Annotated in this window: 14 protein-coding genes; all 14 read right to left on the bottom strand. The window is 36.2% G+C overall.

The window, feature by feature from the left end:
* Positions 1-351: 351 nt before the first annotated feature.
* On the bottom strand, positions 352-1,902 hold the full coding sequence (locus J2Y60_RS10075) for an MGH1-like glycoside hydrolase domain-containing protein (protein ID WP_309917168.1): 1,551 nt from the start codon (positions 1,900-1,902) through the stop codon (positions 352-354).
* 72 nt (positions 1,903-1,974) lie between these two features.
* On the bottom strand, positions 1,975-4,740 hold the full coding sequence (locus J2Y60_RS10070) for an alpha-glucuronidase family glycosyl hydrolase (protein ID WP_309917165.1): 2,766 nt from the start codon (positions 4,738-4,740) through the stop codon (positions 1,975-1,977).
* Positions 4,741-5,071: 331 nt separating this feature from the next.
* On the bottom strand, positions 5,072-7,255 hold the full coding sequence (locus J2Y60_RS10065) for an alpha-L-rhamnosidase C-terminal domain-containing protein (RefSeq protein WP_309917162.1): 2,184 nt from the start codon (positions 7,253-7,255) through the stop codon (positions 5,072-5,074).
* Positions 7,256-7,282: 27 nt separating this feature from the next.
* Complete coding sequence (locus tag J2Y60_RS10060; RefSeq protein ID WP_309917159.1) at positions 7,283-8,869, bottom strand: sodium:solute symporter family transporter; 1,587 nt, start codon at positions 8,867-8,869, stop codon at positions 7,283-7,285.
* Positions 8,866-9,954, bottom strand: coding sequence for a Gfo/Idh/MocA family oxidoreductase (locus J2Y60_RS10055; protein WP_309917155.1), 1,089 nt, complete (start codon positions 9,952-9,954; stop codon positions 8,866-8,868). The genes J2Y60_RS10060 and J2Y60_RS10055 overlap by 4 nt, the downstream gene beginning before the upstream one ends.
* 37 nt (positions 9,955-9,991) lie before the next feature.
* On the bottom strand, positions 9,992-12,511 hold the full coding sequence (locus tag J2Y60_RS10050; RefSeq protein WP_309917152.1) for an L-rhamnose mutarotase: 2,520 nt from the start codon (positions 12,509-12,511) through the stop codon (positions 9,992-9,994).
* A complete protein-coding gene (locus J2Y60_RS10045; protein WP_309917150.1) occupies positions 12,512-13,390 on the bottom strand; it encodes a sugar phosphate isomerase/epimerase family protein in 879 nt (292 codons plus the stop codon).
* A gap of 4 nt (positions 13,391-13,394) precedes the next feature.
* Positions 13,395-14,783: an acetylxylan esterase gene (locus tag J2Y60_RS10040; protein ID WP_309917147.1), complete on the bottom strand. Its 1,389-nt coding sequence runs from the start codon at positions 14,781-14,783 to the stop codon at positions 13,395-13,397.
* A gap of 4 nt (positions 14,784-14,787) precedes the next feature.
* Positions 14,788-15,918 (bottom strand): sialidase family protein, encoded by a 1,131-nt coding sequence (locus J2Y60_RS10035; RefSeq protein WP_309917144.1) that lies wholly within the window; start codon positions 15,916-15,918, stop codon positions 14,788-14,790.
* Between the two features lie 46 nt (positions 15,919-15,964).
* Complete coding sequence (locus J2Y60_RS10030; RefSeq protein ID WP_309917142.1) at positions 15,965-18,724, bottom strand: family 78 glycoside hydrolase catalytic domain; 2,760 nt, start codon at positions 18,722-18,724, stop codon at positions 15,965-15,967.
* 34 nt (positions 18,725-18,758) lie between these two features.
* Complete coding sequence (locus tag J2Y60_RS10025; RefSeq protein WP_309917140.1) at positions 18,759-19,946, bottom strand: ATP-binding protein; 1,188 nt, start codon at positions 19,944-19,946, stop codon at positions 18,759-18,761.
* Between the two features lie 109 nt (positions 19,947-20,055).
* A complete protein-coding gene (locus J2Y60_RS10020; protein WP_309917138.1) occupies positions 20,056-22,830 on the bottom strand; it encodes a glycoside hydrolase family 2 TIM barrel-domain containing protein in 2,775 nt (924 codons plus the stop codon).
* A 2-nt stretch (positions 22,831-22,832) separates the two neighbouring features.
* Entirely contained in the window at positions 22,833-24,245 is a 1,413-nt protein-coding gene (locus J2Y60_RS10015) for a sialate O-acetylesterase (protein ID WP_309917135.1), read from the bottom strand.
* 2 nt (positions 24,246-24,247) lie between these two features.
* Positions 24,248-26,089 (bottom strand): exo-alpha-sialidase, encoded by a 1,842-nt coding sequence (locus J2Y60_RS10010; RefSeq protein WP_309917131.1) that lies wholly within the window; start codon positions 26,087-26,089, stop codon positions 24,248-24,250.
* Position 26,090: the final 1 nt, after the last annotated feature.

The following is a 26,090-nucleotide window of genomic DNA, read 5'->3' as shown; positions in this document are numbered from 1 at the left end:
AGTCTATGGATTTGTCAGTTAAGGGATTTAAGTATAACATTATGTATAAAAATATTACTCAACTCTTACTATTAGGGGGCGACTTAAGTCCTAACGATTACCCACATCTTTTAAGAAGTTGAAATGAAGATGTAATTATTGACAAAATTGTTTCAAATAGGCTTAAATCATCTTTCAAACTGAGCTTTGGTCGCCTCATGTCACAGCCTGACTACCTGAAGCTCTTATTTCTAGCGAGGGACTTAAGTCCCTCGCTAGAAATAAATACCTTGATTACCAGCTATTTATATACTTGTGGGTAATCAATAGGACTTAAGTCGCCACCTAAAGGAAAGATTTGACATTAGTAACTTATAAATTCACTTCTAAATGTTTTAATTTTTTAGTTTTAGCTATTTGTTTTCCTTCAACAAATACCACAAATCCTTTGCCTTTTCCGTATTTTTTCCCTGTTTTATCCCAAAGAATTGTTAGGTTTTTCCCGTGATAAAAAACGTTGTCTAAACAAAACCAATCCCATTGTTTTTCAGGTATTAATGGATTGATTTCTAATATATTATCAGCTCTAGGTTTTAGTCCAACCAAATCATTAATAATCAAATCTGCAAAACTTGAATGATTATAAAATTTACTTCTTGGATTATCGCCTTTCAGCCATTCTCCATTTTTTTCATCCTGATATTCGCCTAGATATAACTTGCCATTCATTTGATGTGAATTGGCATATTTGAATAATTCATCATAAAAAACTTGAGCATTCATAGCTCCATGATTTTTGTAATTAGTAAGCAAATTCGATAAACCTTTCAGGGTTTGTGTAGTGGCATACGGCCAAAGAGGACCGTCCCATTCACACCCATGACCAGAACCATGAGTTCTAAACAATGGATGTCGACGTTCGGCAGTTGTTAATCCCCAAGGAGCTTTAAAGCCCGAAGTATCCGTCAATTGATTCCATGCACGGGCAACATTGGGTTTGTCTTCGGGTAAGTTAAAATACCAAGGAATAAAGCCGATAGCCTCGCGAGCATCCGAAAAATTACTTGTTTTTTCAAGCTTTACTTTGAAGAAAGATGCCTTTTCGTCCCATAAATTATCAAGTACTAATTTTCTAAGAACTGTGGCTTTTTGCTCATACTTTTTTGCCATCGTATCATTATGAACGAGGTTTGCCATAGCGCTTAATGCTTTAGCATTTCCGTACATATAGCTATTAATGGTAGGACGAATATTCTTCTCTTTTCTTCCGCCACTGATAGACTCTTCCATGGCATCTTTCACGTCAAATTGGTAGAAAAGCTGATTAGGTAATTGTTTTTCTACTTCCCATTTTCGATAATCAGCTTCCAGTGTCAAAAGATTTTTTTCGATAAAAGCCTTATCTAAATTCACTAAATAACGATTGTAAACTGCATTATCAATCCAACTACTAAATCCATGAAAGCGTTGAACAGTATGCTTAGGGTCAACATCCAACCAAAAAGTAATATAATCGTTAATGTATTGTTGGTTTCGTAGCCAACGGCCTTCGTAGATATGATGTCCTAAAGCACTACTTACAGCATTATGTTTACCAGCATGGTTTACTTTGGTAATAAATTCTGTAAAAATAAATCCGTCGGAAGTTTGTTTAAGATGCTTACGCAATGCCCACCAACGATAATAATATACTTTCTGAATCACCGAATCTGGACATTCAAACAATGGAATATTCTGAGAAAGCCACTCAAAAGATTGGGCATTAGGCACATAATTTACGACAGCTTCATCATCTGACGCATTAAATTCTGTCACAAACCTTTTTAGTTTATCTGTTGATAGTATTGTTGCTTTTTGGGCAGATGAGTTATAGCCTTGCCAAAGCAAAATCATTAATAAAAAAGAAAATCTTAATTTCATCATTCAAATCTATGTTTAAACCAGTAGGTTTTCGGATTAAAAACTCAAAGCTTTTAGCTAGAAGCTGAAAGCTATTTACTCAAATAGCCAATCTATATTTTTCTTGTTGCCCGCCAAGCCTGCATCAGTGATAGGTATTTCTTGGCTTCCTTTCATAAAACCTAATACTAGACAAGCTCCTTTGCCAAGATTCAAGGTATGACTTCCTGCTTTGAACGAATAAGCATGAATATTGACAGCAGGAAATCCAGCGATGAGCAAAGCATTAGAAATCTTAATTTCAGATTGTCCGTAATCATTAGCACTGGCATCCGTTTCTAATTCAGGTGCTTGCAAGAATTTACGGTTTTTATCATTAAAGAATCCAACCAGTAACTTTACAGGCTCAGTAGTGGTAAAAGTCAGACTCGTACCTATTGTTTGTTGTTTGTCTTTATTAAACTTTATTCCTTTTAGTTTTTTTAATTCAACGGCCAAATCACCAATGGCTGATAGAGTATCTGAAAATACTTGTTGCGCTTTTTCATCCTGATAAAATCCTTCAATGTTTGAGGTAATTTTTACTTCAACATTTTCAAAAAGTACAGGTTGCTTGATGGTAACATTTTTTTGAGACTTCAAGGAATCAATCGAAAACTTAAATCGTGTCAATTCTTTTTGATAAACAGGCAACATTTCTTTCCAATGAATAAAGGTTGCATCTACACCTCGCATGGGTATTTTACGCTGTTTGGTTTGCATACTATTGGCATAGAAATAGGCATTTTGGGTGTATTTCACTAAGTCCCCAAAATGTTTTACGCTACTTTCTAAATAGGGTAATGCTTTTTCTAAATCTTTTATGTCGTTGGAATTTTTATAGCGAAGTACTGCTAATGACGCTCTTACTTTTTCTGCATAGAAATTTGCCATGGCATCATAACAATAAGTATCGTTTTTCAATCGAGCAAATTCTGCTTTATCCTTTGTTACAAATTTTGAAGCCTTATTGATAGCTACAACGGCTTTTCTACCATGTTCTACTACTTCGTCAGCCACTCTTACAGGTGTTTCTCCTATGTGTTTTTCATTTTTCCACTCTTTATCGGCATACTCAATAATCATCTCACCTTCAGGTGCTTCCGATTCATACAGCATCGTGAACAAACCATAACGGAATGGATTTATTAACTGTGTCATTAACATCCCCAAAGTAAGTGTTTGACGATTGCCGTCTGTAATGCCATAACGTCTAAGCAATTTTGGTGAAATCTCTCCTACTTCTTCCATTGCTTCCAACACATTTTTTGCCTTTTCTTGTGGCAAACCATACTTATTAGCAAGTTCTTTTCCCCAATAATTTATTTCAGTATCACGTTTCCTGTGGGAATCCCATGCATACCTTGCCCAAGTTTTATACCACATCCAATCTCTATCAATTTGCATCAAACGCTTGCCTCCCACTTTATCCGCTGCAAATGGCCAATCCCAATAAGATGCTTGTGGGTACAAATGCAGACCATTAGCCTCATAAGTATTATGCATGGCCAACACTGATTTTTGAATAAAGTCTGGTGAGCTATAACGAAAAGGTTCAAGATTTGCTAAAATATGCACATTCTCTACATGAACCGTCCCGATTCTACTTAAACTTCTGTGTAATTCAGCCCAAGAACCTCGTGGCGTATAAGTCGTCAGTGCTTCTCCGTTGAACTTCGCCATGGTGTATAGGTTTTTATACAATGGCAAAGCCTCTTTCATTACTCTTGGCGCATCAGTATCATGCGCACGTAGGACGATAGGCGGTTCGGTGGTTTGTCCTATTGCTTTTAAGCCATCTTGCACCCCTGGAATAATTGTCTTGGTAAACCAATCAACATCATCTTGCCCTACGCCTTCCATCGCTTCTCCTAACGTGATTAATAAACCTACATTTGGATATTTCTCCACAAAGGCAGCTATAGATTTACGCGTATAATCGGCAATAATAGGAATGATAGGACGATTACGGTCTTGTGTTTCCAAATGATGTTTTTCAGCAAAAGGTTTAGGTATTATAATATTATAAAACATCTGTATTACCCAAATACCTCGTTTGTCTGCTTCCTGTGTTAGAAAACGGAAAATGTCTTCATTCTTTTTGAAAGTCTCGTCATCAACTTCTACTGCATAAGGGTATTCTTTTAGTTTCACTAAAGACGAAAAAGGATGTCCATTCCATAAATACAAAGAATTATAACGGTTTTCTACCATCATATCTAAATACTGAATCCACATGGATTTATCATAAAACCAAGGAAAACTCTCTGGCGTATACGGATATTCATAAGTTCCTCTTCCTGACAATAAAGTTGGCTTTTGTAAGCCTATGCAAGTACCACGCAAAACCATTTCTGGTTGTTCGGTAATGTTGATTTCTTCTGATATTTTCCCTTTTTCTTTGATTTCCTCAGCTAATGCTAAACATCCATACAACACTCCAGAGGCATCTTTCCCAACAATTGAGATTGGTTTGTTAAGGGTTTTTGCAATGGAAAATCCTTCTTTCTTAAGCTCTTTATTGTTGTCAAGATTGTATAAAGAAAAGGCCTTTTGAAGCTTTTCATCTGATAAAGTACCTATTAAGATAACTGTCCCTTGTTCTTTTGTTGCTGAAACAAGCTTTACTGCTACTTGATAGCCTATTGCTGATAAACTTGTTTTAAGCTTGTCAGCACCAAATTTGATGCGTACTTGACTAGAGTCAGTCACTAAAATAGTAGCTAAACGTTTTTTTTGTGGACTTTGCGAAGCTAATATTTGTAAAGAAAAGCCACAGAAAATCAGCAGGTTAAGGATAATATATTTCAAAAAATTATTCATACAAGAGTTATGATGTATTGATAAAACGATTGGATAGCTTTTCTATTTTTAAGAAAAATCTAATAAAGTATTAATAAAATTCAACTTGACTAAAATAATGATACAAATTTATTGTTAAAGCCAGGCATTTTTTTCTATCATTTTTCCTAACTATTATACAATTTTATCTTATCTAAATAATGTTTGGGTGAGGTGAAAATTTACAACAAAACTAACTTTCGTATTTATTAATAAGGATTCTTTATTTAATATACGCTTCTCTGTTGCTTTTGTCGAGGTAAATAAAAAAACGGACGATAAAACGCCCGTTTTTAATCAATACTCCTAAATATTATAATCCATAAGTCACTTCGTATGATTTCCCTTTTTCAAGTGTCAATTCATACATATCGTTTGCTAACGCTTTGATTGTTCCTTCCTGACAAGTGGGTTTTATTTGACTTTTAAAACGTAAAGTACCAGTTCCTCCAGCTCCTTTTATTTTGATTTGTTTCGTACTGCAATACACCTTTACATCGCCATCAGGTGTTGGCACAGTACCTTCCATCCATTGCAAACCTCCTAATTGTGGTTCGACTAAATAAGTCTGATAACCCGCAGAGGTAGGCTTTACGCCTAAGAAATATTTACCTAACAAATAAATAGGACTTGCTCCCCATGCATGACAAAGGCTTTTTCCGAATGGACGACCATACATGGCATAATGTTCGTCGCCTTTCTTGTTAGGGTTATATTCTTCCCAAAAGGAAGTTGCTCCTAAATTCAACATGCCACCCCAATAGTCTTTCATTTCTTTCAATACATAGCTTTGTTCGCCCAAGGCACAAAGTGCTTCTAATTCATAAAAACGCATATACGGTGTGGTTATTTTCTGAATTTTGTCGTTCAACAACACATGTTTTTTGACGTCTTGCTTTTTGGCTTCATCTAAATAATTAAAGAAAATAGCAAACATATTGGCATATCGAGTCACGTTATCAGTCTGTTTTCCTTCTACTCGGCTATGTACTAAAGCATGCTTTTCATCATTCCAATAATTTGAGAAAAGTTTCGCTTTCAAGTCAGTCGCTAACTGATTATACTTCTTTGCTCCTTCAGTATCATTTACAATACTGGCACATGTTGCCATTGTTTCCAGACTTCTAGCCAAAAGCAATTGTTCAAAACTTACTTCTCCTTTTTTACTTAAACCATCTGCCCAGTCAATAAAAACCCAATCGCCCGTCAAGCCTTCCATCATCCCGTTTTTATTTCGTCTAGATAAACAGTAATCCATCAAACTTTGCATTCTTGGATAAAACTGCTGAATAAATGTTTTATCCCCCGTATATTGATAATAGTCGTTGATACCGATAAACCAATAAAAAGTATAATCCATGATGGTATTTACATGACTAGTAACAGGGTCTTTCCCTCTAAGAGCCAACAAAGTACGTGTTACAGATGGAGAATCAAACAATAAATAGTAGTTCATCAAATAACTCTGATAAGCATCTCCCGACCAAATCCAGCGGTCACGCTTGATACCGTCAATAAAGAACTCACGGGTATTCAAATGAAAAGTATAATTTGAAACATCGTAGATTTTATTAATTTGTTCATCTGAACAACGGAATCCACCACGGTCGGCTACGGGTAAATATTCATACAACATCGAAACGGAATCGAGCGAAACAGTTGCGTCAAATTTTATATTGACAAACCGAAAAGCCTTTGAAAGCTCCATGGTCATATTGCTTTTCTTAGCCTGACTTACGTCAATATCATCTAATGTCTCGCAGGTTTCTGTAGCTAAGGCTTCCTCTTTAGACTCTCCGTAATAAATCCTGATTTTACCTTTTCCTTTTAAACCATGTAATTTGATAAATCCAAAAGTCTCTTTGCCAAAATCTGCTAAAAGACTTTGTGATTTCTTCTCAACTTTTACCGCATGCTGAACCTTCGTTTCTAGTTTAAATTTAGAAGGAGGTACTTGTGCTGAATTAAAATTCCAAAATCCTGCGTTGAGCCATTTTGTACCCGATTGGTCAGAGGCTTTTCCAGTTTCATCAATCCATTCTTTATCTTCAAAGGTTACTAACCACGAAGCATCCGATACCACTCTTTTACCTTGCACAAAAATGGCTGGCACACGGTCTTGGCAAAATACTTTTAAACTCACCTTATGCTTTCCTGCGGGTACTGTGATTTTTTTAGGGAATCCGCTGATTGCTTTTCCATCTATCTTCACATTAAACTGACCTTCTACAAAAAGGGATACTTCTTCAGAAGCAGGCAAATCAAAATCTTTATGAAAATCAACCAAGTTGTAGTGGCTATCCAATTTCCAAAATGGAGGGAAAAAAGAACCGCGTTCAGTTCTTCTATTTTGCATTTTGTTGCTGAGCCACACCTCAAAATCGCCTGGATACCAAATCCAAGTAGCTTGGTTCTGTGCCAATACAGGCGAACAAAAAGACAAAAAAGTTAGGATAGCCAGTAATTTTGTTTTCAAAGAGATTTTTGTGGAAAGCATATCAATATGATTAGATTAAAAAGTTCATTAGTTAAAAAAGAGGTAAAGGGCAATCATTACAATCGTTAGCAAAAGCCATGAAATCCATACTTTTTTTGTTGGCTTTTCTATATTATTTTTTTCTTCAAAAGTTGCCAGATAAACCGTCGGCTCATTATCTAACAATGATATAATGACAGCTAACACAAAAAGAAAAGCAAAAATCAAGAATGAAAGCAAAAGATAGTGTGGCCAAATAGGGTATTTGTCGGGAGTGAAAACCCATAAATACATGACTCCGACTCCCAAACTCACTACCGAACCTGCTGAAAGCGTAAAATTTACAGCTTTCTTGGTAGTTCTTTTCCAGAAAACAGTCAGTAAAAATACAACAGCCAAAGGTGGTGCTATAAAGCCTAAGACTGATTGAAAGACATCAAATAAATTTAACCCTTTGATGCTATCAATTGCCAGTGCCATCATAATGGCAAAAATACAACCTGCAATAACCGTGTATCGTCCTACTTTAATAATTTCCTGATTGGTCGCTTGAGGATTGATTTTCTTTAAATAAACATCCATTGTAAAAACGGTACTTAAAGAATTTAAAGAGGAACCTATTGTGCCAACAAGTACAGCGATTAAAACAACAATTACTAAACCGTTCATTCCTGGAGGGAAAAGGTTTGTAACCATTGTCATATATGCTTCTGAGGGGTCTTTTAAATTAGGGAAAAGGATATAACATAAAATACCCGTTAGAATAAATAAAGGCAGAGACAGTATTTTTAACCAAGCGATAAAGTTTACACCTAATTGACCTTGCTCTAAATTTTTAGCCCCTAATACCGACTGTACCATTGCTTGGTCTGTACAGAAAAAAGCTACAGCTGCGACAGGATAGCCCAATAAAATAGCATACCAAGGATATTTTGTATCGCTAGCAGGATGTATCAAAGTCCAATAATGAGCAGGTACTTTATGATAAACCTCCGAAACACCTCCTACTTTAATAACACCTAATATGGTAAGTGTCAGGGACACTGCAATCAATAAAATCATTTGGAATACATTTACTTTTGCAATGGCCTTTAGTCCACCTGCAAAGGCAAATAAGCCCGCAAATAAAACCAAGACTATGACAGATTGCCACATAGGTATTCCCAAAATTTGTCTCACTAAAAAGCCTCCTGCAAATAAACCAAGCGATAACCAAGAGATTAATATTTTGATTAAGGCATACCAAGCCAAAATAGTTTGAGTAGAATCGCCATAACGTTTACCCATAAATTCGGGCATGGTAGTTACATTCGCTGCAAGATATTTAGGGGCAAAAACGATAGCAAGCAAAAACAAAAAGACAAATGCGTACCAATCAAAATTAACGGCTACAATACCCGTGCTATAACCTATACTCGCAAAGGCAAGTAGCATAGAAGGTCCCACGTTAGTACCCCACATATTAAAACCAATACTCGACCAGCCTAACGATTTATTAGCCAGAAATAGGGTTTCATCCTTGTTTGTTTTGTCTGAAAAACTTGCTCTGTAACCAATTACTATTAAGATAACCAGATAGGCTACCACAATACTATAATCTAAAAAGGTTAGGCGTTCTACGATGTTTCCCATCATCTAAAGTTATTTAAAATGTCTGCACTAAGATGATGAGTTGCCAAAACGTCAGCAATTTTCACAGGTGCACCCGTCTGTAAAGACTTATCCATTGCCTGCAATAATGCTACCGTTCCGATACCTTCTTTGATGTTTGGATAGGCAGTTTCACCACTTTCTAAACAATCAGCAAAGTATTCTAAATAGTTTTGGTATTCACCAGCATGGTGGCTTTTACCCTCAAAACGGAAGTAATGTTTAAGTTTATGTTCCCAAGTTTGAACTCTTTCTTCTCCTGTGTTGGTAGTAACGGCATAGCGTAAATCCATATAATCAGCTTGGCTACACCCTTCTGTCCCTCTTAGGATACAGCTCATTTCACTATCACGAACCACTGGTTGAACAGGCCCTGTATAAGCTCCACTTACTCTGGCAATTCGCCCATCAGTCGCTTTAAAAATAAAGTGCATGGTATCGGCATTTTTTAAGCCGCCTTTTACTCCATTCGAGCTCAACATTCCATAACCCATTACTTCTTCAATATTCGGCAAATACCATCTAATAAAATCTACTGGATGGCTCAAGCCTCCATAAAGCCATTTAAAAGCATTCTCTAACGACCATCCTTTATCCAGAAACCATCTGTGGTCAGCATGATAATAACCTTCAATGGTGATTAATTCGCCGATAAGCCCTGCCTCAAAGTCTGCCCTTTGTTTTTTCATTGGTTCAAAAAAACGAGAACTTTGTCCGACAAAAACCTTTTTGCCTGTACTTTCTGAAAGCTCAATTAATTCTTTAGCCTTTGATAAATCGTCAATAAAAGGTTTAGTACAAACTACGTGCTTACCATGTAATAATGCTTGCTTGGTATGCTCTGCATGGAATTTATCAGGCGTATAAATCGCGATGATGTCAATGCTTTTATCATCTAATAAATCTTGGTATTCTGTAGTATAATGATGAAAGTCGAACTCCTTCGCTCTTTGCTTGCATAATTCAATATTGCGGTCACATACTTTAACTAATGCTAATTTCTTGCTAGCCAATGCTGCCGACATGGTACTTCGACCTTCTCCTAAACCTAAAATTGCTATTTTCAACATTTTTATTCCTATTTATTAACCCTTGAATTCTTCTTTATTAATTTCCAGCAGGTTTCAGAAAAACCCATGTTTCATCTTTTTTAGTCCCTACAATTCCTTCTTGATATTTTTTCATCAAGGTATTCCATTCTACTACTCTTGGATTATTCTCAATGGTTTTTGGATTGAGTTTATCTAAATTTTCTCCTTTGGGAATGCTAATCACTAACATCAATTGTCTGCCATTTTTATACAGTAGTAATTGTTGAAAATCGGCATTGCAAAAGCCTTGGGCTACTTCTGGCCATTTAGCAAATTGTGTAGCATGATGAGCCAAATATTCTTTTTGTAAGGTAGTATCAGCGACTAAATTGGCTGTTAATATAGTATGCGACCACTCTTTAGCCTGTTTCCCATTCTTACACTTTTCTTGATTGAACTCGTAAAACAAATCGTCATAAGTCTTGATTTGAACTTGAGGAAAAGCATTTTTTAGTCTTTCTCGAAGCAAATACACATCCTGTACTTTATCAAAAATCACTAAGTGGTTTTCCCATTGAAACAATGCTTCTTGTGATACTTTACTTTTTACAAGAATCTCATCTAATTTTTTCCTGTCTACCGTCTTTCCATTTTCAGTAATCAATTCTATGATAACAGGCTTTTCTACATTGATAGCCCAATACTTATCTGCCAGATTTTTATCATTTAGCAGATAGCTGTATTCCGACTGAATACCTGCTTTAACCTTAATACTATCTGGAACTTGCGGTCCATTGTTTTGCCAAGTATTCCCTGGTCCATTGGCATTTTGTAGGAATTTTTCAGAGGGAGTCCAATTATCTTTAATCGTAAAATAAGATGACCCTTCGTCTGTATATAAATAAAACCAATGGTTTGGAATATGAGCATAAGGGGCTTTGTAAATGCTATCGACATAGTTTTCTGAGATAACTGAACCCGGTTGAGCGGATAATGTATAAATTGCTGCTACATCATACATGTGTTTGGCATAGTGATGTATTTTGTTAGCCGTAATTTTATTATTCTTCATCACATTGATGGTCTTCGTCCATCCCCAACCCATGCTAATGCCTGAATAAGACACATCCGAAATTTCGTTGTGTTCTATATTGATGCCCTTTACATACCCCACTCCTATCCCAACACAACCCCAATCTTCATTCGTAACATCAGTAATTAAATTATTACTAATCAATAAATTGCTGCATACATCTCTTTCATCAGAAGGATTATAAGGTAAGTGTATTTCTGTAGCTTCATCTGCATAGACACCTGCTTGAATCCCTGTACCACCTATATCTTTAAAAAGATTTCCTTTAATAGTATTATCATGAACACTTTTGTGATAATCAAGTCCTGTGGAAGCTAAATGTTCAAAACGGCAAGCTTCAAAGCCTGTATGATGGGCATAAGAAACTTCAACGGCCGCTTTTGGTCGACCAACCCAAGCTTGATTCTCTAACGTTTTTTTATCAGGTGTGCCTGGTATTTTTAATTTATAAGCATCTAACATATATAAACCCGCTTGATGAGGGACATGACCTTGCTGAGAAGGACGTACCCATGCACTATGGTTAAAAGCGATGTTTTTAAAAAAAACATACGCCACAGGATTATCAATTGTTCCTTCTATTGTAAGCAAGGTTTCTAATGACGACGCTACTATTACTGCCTTATCCATCACCTCATTGGCACGTGGTATATAATACACTTTCTCAGCCTTGCTATCCAAAAACCATTCACCTTCTTGATTCAAAAATTGGAGGGCGTTGCTTAGATAGAATGCCGAGTTGCCTGTTTCTTTTGAAATCCAAGGTGCTGGCCAAGGGTGTTCTGACTGTATGCGACTTTCTGGCTGAAAAAATGAAAGCTTAGCACTGTCGCCTTGTATTTCCATTTTTTTGATGCGCAAACTAGCGATTGCCCACCATTGATGAATAAACATTTCCATGCCATTCACCTTTGATAAATCCCCAAATTTTGGTGCAGGAATCCAACAGGTTTCTTCTTTCTTATTCCAAGATAAAATACGATTCATTGTTGGATAAGGCGTATCTTTAGCTCGAACAGCTTTTTGGTTATTCACCCATAATTGTCTGAATTTCAATAAATCTCCTCCTACTTTTGGAGCGTCAGCAACCCAAACTTTCCCTACAGCTTCTTTGGGTAACCCTGCAAGACTACCCTTTAATTTTGTCCAACCCGTTATGCTAACACCACCACTAATGATGGGTTTTTCGTTAGGTGCTGCTTCTATAATAGTGGGACTAATAGCCGTTCCTGTATCTTCTGGACGAATTACGATTGGCTCATACAATTGATAATTCCCTTTACGCAAATAGATGTGTATTGGTTTAGCCAAGCTTCCATCCGATAGCCTACGCATCTCACGTACTTTCCGAATAGCCATGGCTACCGTTTGCAAAGGTTTTTCTTGTGTACCTGTATTAATATCAAGTCCATCAGGAGACACCCAAATATCTGTTTGCGCCTGACTATTTGGTGAAAAAACAATGATTAAAAAAGAGAAAACTATAAAAAAATATTTCATCATTTAGTTTTGAAAAACTGTTTTCAAGAATATTGTATTAGCCCCAAAATTTCCTTTTACATCTCTAGGCTTATTCGCATCTCTCGAGCGCTCTATTACTAGCCAGCCACTCCATTTCATTTTATCGAGGGTAGCTTTTACTTTCTTCATGTCTATTTCAGGGTCATTCTGTAGCCATACACCATCTTTATTAGTACAGTGAATCATACAGATGTTATTTTTACCCAATATTTTCAATTCTTTATATAAATCGCGACCTTCTTTTAATGGATTAGAAAAATTGAAATATATTTTAATGCCTTCAGAATTAATCTCTTTCAGTAGCTTTACTTCTTCTGTAGCACTCAAGGCTGTTTCTATACCAATCACCACGCCAGCTTTTTTAGCCATTTCGCCCGCTACTTTTAGTCTAGTAACTACTGAATCTCTGACTGCGGGGTCTTTTCTTAAATCACACTGAACGCCTAATGGTAAGAATGCTATTTTGATATTCATCAACTTCATTGTACTAATACAATCCTCAATTGATTTTTTGTATTCTTCTCGTCCACAAAAGGATTGAGCATAATAGCCAGTCATCGCTAATGAGAACATCTCAATATTCAATTCTTTGGCTTTTGTCAAAAAAACATTTCTGATAGAGTCGTTAGCTAACTGATTATCAAATGTTGGGCGTTTGCCTAATCCACCCATATCAATTTCTACGCCGTCTGCTCCAATTTCTTTCGTAACGGTTAATGCCCCCAATTTTTGCCTCTTCAAAAGCATTAAATCTATTAGCCCAATTTTATATTGATGATTTGTTTGGGCAATACTCTTCAATGGCAACGAGCATAAAATTGCGATGCTCGTTACAAAAAATGCTATCGTTAGCTTTCTCATTTATCTAATTTTTAGTAGCTTCTTCAAACATTTTCTCTAATGTTTCAAAATTCTTTACTGCATTTTTAGGAAGATTTTCGCCCTTTTCACCGAAAACATGCATGGCTGGAAACGGCTCAATTGTCACCTTCGATTCGTCAATATTTCCTGTTTTATCTTTTAGTTTTTTCAAATCTAACTGGAAATTTTTGGCTAAGAAATCATACAGTGCCATGCGTTTACTTTTTCCATAGTCATGCCCTTCGGTTGGAAAATGCACATTTTTTACCGCATCTTTTTCGCCATAAAACCCATATATTTTTTGTAGAAAAGGAAATTCTGTTTCAGGCACATGCTGTGTCCAGTCTTTGCCATCAGATAAAATTAACTGTGGTCTTGGTGCTGCCATTGAGGCTATTTCTACATTATTTGTGCCGTTTCCGCATAAATGTACCCCCATTCCACTTTCGCAAGGACAACCCCCGCTATGATAAGACGATAACATGACCACAGGTACACTTAACGTAATTCTATCATCTAAAGCTGTAATCAACATCGTTTGGCTACCCCCACCAGAACCACCAGTAATCGCTACACGACTGGCATCGGCATTGCTGAAAGACAGTAACCAGTCTAAAATTCTAATGCTATTTAATGCCTGTACCGACATCGCAAGGCTTTTTCGATGAAACTCTGATTTGAATTGTAATGTAGATTCTCCCCAAGCAAAAAGGTCATAACTGAAAGCAATAGCCCCCATTTTAGCCTGCATAGCACAACGATATTGGCAATCTGCTCGATAACGACCATCTCCGAAATGACCATCTGGGTTCAAAATCACTGGTATTTTTCCTTTACTTTCTATAGGCATATACAATGAACCACACACATAAACCCCAGGAAGTGTTTCTATCGCCACGTTCTCTATGGTATAGCCATCCATTTTTCGCTTATTGCTAGTTATTACCTTACTATCTGGTTTAGCTGGCAATGGCGAAAGTTTCAAGGCATTCCACATACAGGCTTTTAGTTCATCTTTGCGTTTTTCCCAGCTTGCTTCATCATTATATAAAGTAGCTAAATATGCTAACTGTTGTTCCCCTTCTTCAGGTGTTTTTAGATGATACTGGTAGCTTTGAAGCTTATACTTCTTTTCACCTTCTTTGGCGAATGTAATATCCTGCGATGACAATACATTGTTCATCGTTTTCTCAAAATCTGGTCTGAAACGCCAATCTGCATACGTTACCCATTTGTCTTTTACTAAATCTTCTGGATAACGGATTTTTACCTTGAAACGAATTTCAATCTGAGCAATCACATCTTTCAATGGTTTTTTGAAAGAATTATCAGCCGTTTGAGCTAAAGAAAAGTAAGTCAAACAGAGTAAACAGAGTGTTTTTAGATATTTCATGAGATTAGTCTTTAGTAATTTCTCCTCCTTTTGGTGCTTCGTATCCTTTTAGTTGTGGCCATTCTCCATTTTTGATTTTCTTCAATTTCAATTTTGAAGGGTCAATTACAGCGTGTTTGATTTTCTTGCGTCGCCAAGTATAAATTACATGCACTAGTCCATCCGAAGTTTGAATAATAGAAGGATATGAATATTGACTAATTGGTGAATCTTCTATAATCAACGCTGCATACCATTGCTTGCCATCTTTGGTTAATGATACATTCAAGGGCGTTCGAGGTCCTTTGGCTAAATCCCCCGGAGGTAACACATGATTATAGACTAATAAATGACGACCGTCTTTCAAAGTCACGGCATCTGTTCCTGAATTATTATTGGGTAAAGCTGCTTTTGCTAATGGCGTCCAAGTTTCACCGTTATCATAAGACCACGATTCAATAATTGCTCTGTCTCTACTTCTTGCTAAAATTTGTAATTTGCCTTTGCCATAATCCAATATGCTTGGCTGAATAGCATTTAACGTTTTTCCATCACTGATTGGTCCAACGATTCTCCATGTCTTCCCAAAATCTGGCGTTACCTCAAAATGAAGTTTCCATCCTGAGCCTTCTGTACTAGTTGGACAAAACAAATTGCCATTGCTTAATAACACTGGTTTATTTTTAACAGGTCCGATATAATTTTCTGGTAAAGCTCTTGCTGCTGACCAAGTAATACCATTATCTGAAGATGTTTTTAACCACCCTTTCCATTTTGCAGGACTAGGACCAATTTTATAAAAAAGCATTAAATCGCCATTTGGGATTTGATATAATACTGGATTCCAGCACGCATAGCGTAGGGTATCATTCACAATACCATTAGCCACGTTTTGTGGGGCTAACCATTTTCCATTTTCGTTTCTGCTTACCCAAATACATACATCAGGGTTTCGCTCTTTAGTACCACCAAACCATGCTGAGACTAATCCTTTAGGCGTTTCGGCAATGGTTGCTGCATGGCTTTCAGGAAACGGAGGGTTTTCTACGACAAACTCATCTAATAATATTCCTGACTTCCATTTTTGAGCATTCGTTTGCAAGCTGAAAAACACACAAACTGCCATTAATACCGTAAATAAGCTTTTTCTTAACATGATAATGCGTATTGAATTTTAATATTTTTAATGCTTGTGGGCGAAATTATTCATTAACATTGAAGGAATAATTACCAGAACTTACTTCCACAATCAATTTATTGCCCACTGCTTTTACAAACTTTACTCCTTCTACTGATGCAATTGCTTTCCCACTTTCTGTTACTTGATTAAGTGAATTAGCAGGCAGATAAACTAAAGATTTAGTATTAACAGGAATACTGATATTCCATTGAAATTTATTTCCCTCTTTTTTCCAATCAGATTGGATAGTGCCGTACATAGAATGATAGGAAGACTTGGCAGAAGTTAATCCTGCAATCATTTCAGGTTTCATCACAATTCTCTTGAAAGCAACTGATTCTTTGGAAGATTTAATTCCTGCTACATTTTCATAGTACCAGATAATCAAATCCCCTAATAACATCACATGGTTCCCAGAATTCATTTCTGGGTTTGCTTTATCTCCATTCCAAAGTTCCCAAATTGTAGTAGCACCATTTTCTGCCATATATCCCCAGCTTGGATAATCGTGATTAGAAGCTATTGTATAGGCTATATCTGGACGTCCATTCTCGCTTAATCCACGCATTAACCATTGTGTACCAATAACGCCCGTACTGATATGCCCTTTGTTTTCGACTAAAACTTTTTCAACAATACTCTTCCAAACTTTTGCCTTTTCATTAGCGGGAATCATATTGTACATCAAAGGCAAAAGGTTTGCCGTAACTGTTCCATTACTATATTGCCCTTTTTTACTATCTAAAAATTTCTTGTTAAATGCCTTGATAATTGCTTGTTTGCTTTGCTCAAAGGCTTTAATATCATCAGATTTGTGGAGTAAGCGAGCAAAATTTTGCATTACGTCCAACAACTTTACATAAGTTGCCGAAGCCAATAACTCTCCATCTGTTTGGCGTGCAGGGTCTTTAGCATGAATCAATTCCAAAGACTCAGGAGGTACACACCAATCACCATATTTATCTTTTGTAATTAATCCATTTACCAAGTACTTATCTTGCATATAATCTATCCATTTTTTCATAGATGGATAATGACTTTTTATCGTTTCTTGATCACCAAACTGATGATACAACATATCAGCTACTGTAATATAAGTGCCGGGCCAAGTAACATTATCGCCATAATATCGCCAAAATGCAGGGGCTACGTCAGGAATACTTCCATCTGGTTTTTGTGCTTGCTCAATATCATTCAGCCACTTTGAATACAGGCGAACGTTATCAAAAATAAAACTTTCGCCATAAGCTCCTGTTGTTCTATCTCCTAACCAAGGTTGGCGTTCATTTCTTTGTGGACAGTCAACAGGCATCCCTTTATAATTACTTCTGATACCCCAATAAGCATTTTTATAAATTTGGTTAATAGTTTTATCTGACGTTTCAAAATCTCCAATAGTAGCCATGTCATCATAAACTACTCTTCCATCAAAATTATCGACAGTCGGCACAGTTGGGAAGCCCGTTATTTCTACATATCTAAAGCCATGATATACAAATGAAGGCTCCCACGTTTCTTGTCCTTCTCCTTTTAACGTATATACATCCGTCACTTTGGCATCTCTTAAATTTCTAACAAACAATTCGCCATTACTCTGCAATGTTTCCGCAAAACGAAGACCTATTTTATGTCCTTTCTTACCAGTAACACGCATTCTTAACCAACCTGCCATATTTTGCCCCATGTCCAAAATATAAGTATTAGCATTCAAGCTTTTGATAGATACAGGTTTGATGGTTTCCATTACTTTCATGTTCTCCGTCATCTGCGCTTCAAACATTCCCCCTGCTTCCTGTACTAATTGTACTTTCAGCCAATTTTTATCTTCAAATCCTACCTTATTCCAATTAGGCATTTCTTTGGTAGCATCATACTCTTCACCATCATACTCATTATTTGCTCTGATAGGGCCATCGGCAGTCACTTTCCAACTCTCATCAGTTGATATTGTTTCTTTTGTGCCATCTGTATATTCAATATCCAAATTCAATAGCATTTTAGGATATCCAAATGTCTTGATTTTATAAGGTTTATAATCTTGACGCATGGTATAAAAACGTCCATTTCCCAATACTGTCCCAATAACATTTTTATCTGCTTGTAACAGTTTCGTTACATCAAAAGTATTGTATTTTACTCCTTTGGTATAATCTGTAGGAACAGGAGCTAATACTTGGTCACCCACTTTTTGCCCATTTAGATATAATTCATAAAGTCCTAATCCTACGATATAAACAGTAGCTTGTTTGATACTTTTTTGGGCTACAAATTCCTTTCTAAAATACCTTGCTGATAGCCTAGCAAATTGGCTTTCATTATCCCATTCAAAAGAACGGTCAAGACCAATCCATCGCCCTTTCCAATCTACATAATTTAATAAACCTACACTCCAAAATGCTGTTTCAGACCAAGCTGATTCTCCTTTATTTGTCCAAGTTTTTATTTTCCAAAAACATCTTTTCTTGCTCTTTAATGCTATTCCTGCATATTTTACATGAATAGATTCATCAGATAATACTTTCCCTGAATTCCATAAATCACCTTCGTTAGCAGCTAGTTTTTCAGGCGTAGAAGCTACCAAAATTTGATAGGCAACTTGCTGTACATTTCTTTGTGAAGTCGTAATTTCCCAACTTAATCTAGGCTTTACTACATCTATTCCTTCAGGATTTACTAGCATTTCGCAACGTAAATTTTGCAATTGGATGCTTGCATCTTGTTTACTAAACGAAGCAAACAATACGATAGCGACAAAAAGGAAGATGTGTTTTGTAATTTTCATTCTTTTATAATCAATTGATATAAATCTTGTGGTTTTATTGACTGATTAAACTTCCTCCCCAAACAAAATCTTTGAAATCATTAGGAGATTGATGCCGTCCAACTAAATAATAAGTGTCCAATCCCAAGCTTTTAGCTCTGTTTTTTAATATTTGTTCGTCGTGTGGCGTCGGTGTTTCTTTTACTTCTATTGCTTTTTTACCCTCTAAAATAAAATCTATCTCTAACCCTGTTTTCTTCTGATAATACTGAATTGAACCTAGATGACTTAACTGTAAAGCAATTGCATTTTCAAAAACTTGTCCGCTACTTACTTGTGCCAATGCTTGTAATAAGCCCGTATCTGCTAAGTATATTTTCTCTTGTTTTGAAAACTCCTTATCCAAACTTTGCGTAAATGCTCCTACTGATTTTATAAAATATGTATGCTCCAACAAACTTATATACTCTTTTACTTTCGCACGATTTATACCCAGCACAGCACCTAATTTGCTAAAATCTAATCTACTACCTGTTCTTACAGCCAATAATCTTACTAATCGATAAAGGTCATCTGATGCCGAAAAATCTGACAATAACCTTATGTCTAACTCAATGTAGGCATTAATTACATCTCGTAAATAAGCTTTTTTATCCTCTTCGGTTTCAGCTAAAACAACTTCAGGAAATCCTCCAAAACTTAGAAAATTTTCATATAATGCCTTCCATTTAAGGTAAATACTAAGATGGAAGGGAGCTTCAGCAAACTGTTTTAAAAGTGTTGGACTTTCTCCTTGGAAAGCGACAAATTCCGCAAAATCCAAAGGATACATCTCAAAAATTCTCTTTCTGCCAGCCAAACTTTCTGAAAAATGGTTCTTCAAATAGAATGAACTAGATCCCGTAACAATGAATTTTGTACCATAAGTGTCATATAGGAATTTTATCACACTTGTACTTTGGTTTACCAACTGAATTTCATCTAGTGCAATTACAGCTGGTTTTGAAAGGTCAATCCCTTCTATTGCCAAGCCAATTTCAATATCTTTCGTATTTGTTTGATTGAGCAAATAACGGTTTTCAACCCTTTCCAAATCCAAATAAACCTTATTATTATGTGGTACTTGTGTCAATAGATATTTCAAAGCGGTTGACTTTCCAACCCTTCTCATTCCAGTTATTACTGTAGCTTGAGGCTTTGACAAATGCTCTAATAATGATGGAAATATATTTCTGTGTATCATAAATGTAACTTTTTGCTTCTAAAATTTACAAATAATCATACTTTTTGTCGAATTTCCAATCAAATTTGCACATTTAATGGTTTATTTTACAATAGACAATGCTATTATTCTACTTATTTCCCGAAAAGTCAAAGTATAAAATCAATTCTTTGGCTCTGGCAGGTTCTTTTTCGTAATCGTAATAAATATTTTTCATGCCCATCGGACCAGAATTTTCCGTTTTATTGGTTTTTGAACCAATCCCAGCAATGCCCTGTAAAAAAGAAATATCACCGTTTGGAAAATTGATTTGATAATTTTTATAAGGGTCTTGTTTGAAAGCTGGTGTGAACAAACGGAAGAAAATATCTTCATTTTCAGTAACTACCGTAAATGCTTGTTCTTTACCTATAAACTTACACCAATACATATTTGAATGATAACCTTTAAATTCTGGATAGACAAATGGAATTTCTCCTGTTTCAGTAGTATTATATTCTTTTTGCCAAACGCCAAACTGATTACCTTTCATCCGATTTTTCCATACCCTGAAAGGACCATTTCCCATATATTCTACTCCTTTTATTGCTGTTTCTGGAAATGAGAAATTCACTCCAAAAAAGGTAGTAAAGTAATCTCCAGGGAAATAATTCACCTTCATTTTTACCCAACCAGATGGATAAATTGTCCACTGCAAAGTATTATAGCTATTCTTTCTATCGAAAGTGGATGTAATGATTAAATTATTATTTTCAAATTGGTAAGCGAAGTTTCTAAAATTAGTAGCCCCTTCTTGCACAATAGGACCATTATTAAAAGGAATGATACCTTGTTTATTTTTAACTTTCTGCAAGATTCCCGTAAACTTGTTAATTGATATTTCTAAGTCTTTTACTGAAATGGTATAAAGAGAATCTATTTCTACAATTTTTGCCTTTTCGTTTCTTTCTTTCTTTACAATATTGTTAGCTATTTTTTCTGGTAAAGAAATCTTAAAACTCCAAGTAAAAATTTCTTGGTTATTAAAATCTTTAGCTGTTACATATAATACATCATAAGCTTGCCAATCTGTCGGAAGGGATAATTTAATACTTCCCTTTTCGGATGGCTTAATATTAGGAGAAACAATAGTTCCTGCTTTTTCAATCAGATTTTTATTATCAAATTGTTTTAACTTCCAAGAGAAAGTGCATTCATTGATATTAGAAAACGAATAGCGATTTTCGATATTCAATACGCCATCAAAAGCAGGCGTAATTTCCTTAGCTTCAAACTTTATGGGGCTCCATACCTCTTTAATGGTAAAATAGCTTCCCTCCTTTTCACGATAAGGACCTACTATTCCATCTGCGGCATGGTTGCCGTCGGTATCCAATATCCCATTTTTGTCAGTTCTTACAATTCCTTGATCTACAAAATCCCAAAGAAAACCGCCTGCTGACAAAGGACTTACCCACATTTTTTCCCAGTAATCTTCTAATCCTGCTCCATGACCACCATCGTACATTCCATGCAAAAACTCTGTTGGCATTACGATATTATGACCGTTGTCATAATTCCCAATTCCATAATTATATTCACGATAATGCTGGGTATCAAACCCTGCAAAAGCTTCCCAAGCGTGAATCACAGGACGCTTTTGAATATCTTCTTGTGGAAAAATTCCATCTAATTCATAATTATGTCCGCCTTCATTACCATTAATCCAAAAAATTACAGAAGGGTGGTTTTCATCATGAGCCACTAATTCTTTTAATAATTTGGTACCTGTGGGAGTATCGTAATTGCCATGCCAACCCGCCAATTCATCCATTACGTATAATCCTAAGGAATCACAAACATCTAAAAAATGGTCATCTGGTGGATAATGCGACATCCTAACGGCATTCATGTTCATGTCTTTCATTAGCTTCACATCCAGTACACTGATATCTTTGCTAGTAGTCCTACCAGAAGTAGGCCAAAAAGAGTGACGATTTACTCCTTTAAACTTAATTTTTTTCCCATTTACGTATACACCGTCTCTTTGCTTCACTAAAACTGAACGAAACCCAAACTTCTTTTCTACTGTATGAACAACTTTGTTCTGATTTAGCAAGCTTACAATTACCTTGTAACGATTCGGTTTTTCTGATGACCATACAAGAGGATTATTTACAAACGTTTTTAACACTATAGTACCATCACCCTTCGTTACTTTCGCTGTTATTGGCAAGCTTACTTTCTTACCGTCAAGCGTATAAATTTGTGCTGCAACGGTTTGATTAAGCACGCCATTTTTCAAGTAAACATTAGCCTTAAAATTTCCTTGTGCATCAGCATCCAACGCTACTCTTTCGATGTGTTGTACTGGCAAAGCCTCTAAATACACTGGTCTAAAAATACCTCCAAAAATCCAAAAGTCACCTTTTCTTTCCGCTTCATTAACAGAAGCATTCGCTGAGTGTTTTGATACTGTTACTTCCATAAGATTTTCTGTTCCAACGTTTACCAACGTACTAATATCATAGCGAAAGGCATAGTAAGAACCCTCATGAACCGCACCCGCTGATTTGCCATTGATTTTTACTTCGGTATCAGTCATTGCTCCTTCAAAAACAATGTTGACATTTTTCCCTTTCCAAGTATTTGGGACATTGAAAGTATGTTTATAAAGCCCCACTTCTTTTCCTCTTGAACTATCTTTGGCAAAACCATAATTGTATTTTCCAAAACCTTGCAATTCCCAGTTAGAAGGCACAGGAATAGTCGTCCATTTTCCTGAATTTCTTCCTGCTGTGCAGAAGAAATCCCAGTTAACAGTTTTATCGTTTCCTGTTCCAGATAAATACAATTTCTGTGTTTCTTGTGCCTGTATGAGCCAAGAAGTCAAGCAAAAAAATATGGTTAAAAAGGTAATCTTCATTATTACTTTGTTCTAAAAGGACGGGCAGGTAAGCCTTCTTGATTAAATAAATTGGGTTGAGCAGCTTCATCCCAAGCAAAACGTACGTCTACTGGCTTTGAAATGGTTGGTGAGGAAACCAATACTTTATTATCTTTGATGACTGCGTCTGCATCCACAAAATTTCCATCTTCGCCAGCAATCTGAAAATTAGTTAAGGCTTTTCCATCTTTACTGATTAAGCCCCCTCCTATTTCTTCAAAATCTAAACGAATTACGCCGTCCTTAATTTTCATTTTCTTAAAGACAGGACCTGAGGCTACGATATTTTTCATGCCATAGTCATTATGCAAAGCGACTAGCGCTAAGCGTCTTCCAATTTCCCATTTATAAGATGGGTGAATGTCTTTGATACTATCGACCAAATCTGTGGTAATAATCATTCCAGTATGGGGAACTTTCAATACATTGGTCTGAGCTTCTCTGAAAGCAGGTAACGTTTCTCTGGTTAACACCAATTTCCCTTTAGATTCCGAATAAGTATGAGGGGCTATTTGAACATAGTTAAAAGGCATTGTTTTATCTCCCCATAATTCCCTCCAACTATTGATTAAGGTTGTTAATTTTTGTGTGTATTCCGTCGTTTCTGTTAAAAAACAGTTCGTTTCGCCTTGATACCACAAAAAACCTTTCATTGCAAAAGGAATTAAGGGACGAATCATTGGTTCAAAAAATTTAGCAGGTTCACCTTCTACTTTTTGTCCTTTGAAGTAAGGAGATGCTTCAAAAGCCTCTTGCGCAATCCAAGGTTCTATCCTACTTCCGGGAATAGCCGAAGAAATCATCCCAATTGGCACATTTAGATTTTTATGCAATTCTTTCGCAAAGAAATAGGCAGCAGCCGAAAATGAACGTAATGCAGAGTCTTTCGCAATACTCCAGCCACGATGCAATGAATCTGGCTTAATTAATTCTTTACGATTGACTAAAAAAATACGGATGAGAGGGTTTTTAGCAAATTCTAGTTCATCTACAGGATTCTCATTTATTATGTTTGGTCTTTTTACTTTGCTATTTTTTCGCATAGTATATTCCATATTCGATTGCCCCGAACATAGCCACACTTCACCTACCAAAATATTTTGAAGTTTTATGATATTCTTTCCTGTGATAATGAGTTCAGCAGGAGTACTTGATGCCTTCAGGGGTTTCAATACCACTGCCCATTTTCCGTTTTCATCAGCAAAAGCTGTTTTGTCTTGTCCTGCAAATTGTACGTTTACTCTTTCTCCGACAGAAGCTTTTCCCCAGATAGTTAAGGGTTTATTTTGTTGCAAAACCATGTTATGTCCCAAAATATGGGGTAACACAATTTGTGCCTGAGCCTTGATAGTTAGCAGACAAAAAATAAAATATATAAGAATGTTTTTGGACATAACTAATAAGCACTTGTTTTGAATGATTTGATAATGAAAACTGCTTCTTTGTCTAATTCTCCTGCATTTTTCAAATCATAGCTTTGGTCTGTTGGTGTATCTGAATCAGGGAAACGACGAATTTCACCCGTTCTAAAAATCACTCTTTTAAAGGATGCCACTGGTGCAAAAAATAGTTTTGTTCCTTTGCTTTGTCCATTTACAAACACGTTAAACATCCGTTTGTGTCTGTCTAACTCTATTCTGATGGCATACTCTTGTCGGGCTTCGTACTTCATAATACCCGAATTTCGGTAACCCACTTTGGCTTTAAATGCACTATCAGCATCAAAAATCAATCTTACCGCTGGAGTACCTTTGGCATCTACAAAGTCTATGTGCAATAGCCCTTTATCTGATTGTTGAGGAATAATGGTAAATTCAACTGCTACCTTCTTAGATTCTGGAATTACCCTTTCTGCTTTGGCAAAATCAAATTTATCTTTATCTCTTAAAACCAATGCTTTTGAACCATCAGCAATTTTTTCGATAGCCACAGGGGCATAAATAGGACTGAAAATATTCCAATACTTTAGCTCTTCGCCATTTTTCATAGTAGCGAAGACTTCGTTAACGTGATTTTTCACTTCATCTACCACAGGCACTGGAACCTTGCTCACCCAAATATCTTCTTTGTTCATACTATAGGTAAGCCACATATTTCCATCAGGCACTACGCCATCGCCTTCTATGATTCCACGCACATATTGGGGGCCATAAGACTTAAAGTTTCCGCCATAACGCATCGAAGAAATTTCACCATTGACCAACAGTAAGTTAGTATAATTCAACCCATCCTTACTAGTAGAAACAGCCAAAGGCCAACGAAATTCTGAGGGATTATACACGGTAGCATATTTACCATCTGATGTTTTTTGTCCCCAAATTTTGGCATTACTATTTACAAATCCTGGTGCTCTTAATGGATTATACTGCCAAGTTTTGCCTTCGTCGGTACTAATTGAAGTAAGAGCGTGTTTCCATAAACCCACTACCCTATTATCAGGCAAATGATAATAACTAAATGCCTTGGCTTCTCTTTTCAGAGGAATCAAAGGGTCGTCTCTATCAGCTTCTTCTACCCATTGTTGCATCATTAAAGGAGTAGCTAATAATTCGTCGCAAGCTTCAATAAATCCTTTATCTTTACTAGCTGTATACAAAGGGTAAATAGATTTACTTTTATCCCATGATGCATTATTTCTGATAAAATATATCTCCCCAAATTTACCGTCTCCAAAAACCTCTCTTACTACTCTACCAATGCCTTTTCCATCATTAGGGTCATCTTTGGCATCCATGGTTATGCCATAGTAGGCTAAAGTCAGCAATCGTTTTTTCTTGGATACATAAAAGCCCATTCGTTGATGCATGACGGCATATAAATCTTTGGCAACCCCTTTATATCCTGTCTTAGTCCAACCGTCTGGGATTTTATATGGTGGAAAAATAACCGTTGGAGTCGACCAATGATAGCCGTCTTTTGACGTTAACAATAGGGTTTGTCCGGGTGGAATATGTTCTCCTGATGGATTACTTAAGTATTGTAAATAAAAAGTATTATTCCAATATGCCAACATTGGGGCATGATTATATGTCCAATTATTCCCTCCTGCTAATGCAGGATTTTCTCTATTCGCATGAAATACTTGAATATTGTGTACTCCAACCGCAGGACTTAGTTGCCCGTGGTGGTAATCTACATTTGAAAGTGTTTCTCCAATATAACGCACTGTATCCTGAGCCTTAATTGTAAAGCTCAAGATGATAGATAAACAACTTAGTATATATTTTAATTGATTCATA

It is taken from the genome of Arcicella sp. BE140 (genome assembly GCF_031456255.1).
GTDB lineage: Bacteria > Bacteroidota > Bacteroidia > Cytophagales > Spirosomataceae > Arcicella > Arcicella aquatica.
This window is presented reverse-complemented; position numbering and strand designations above follow the sequence as displayed.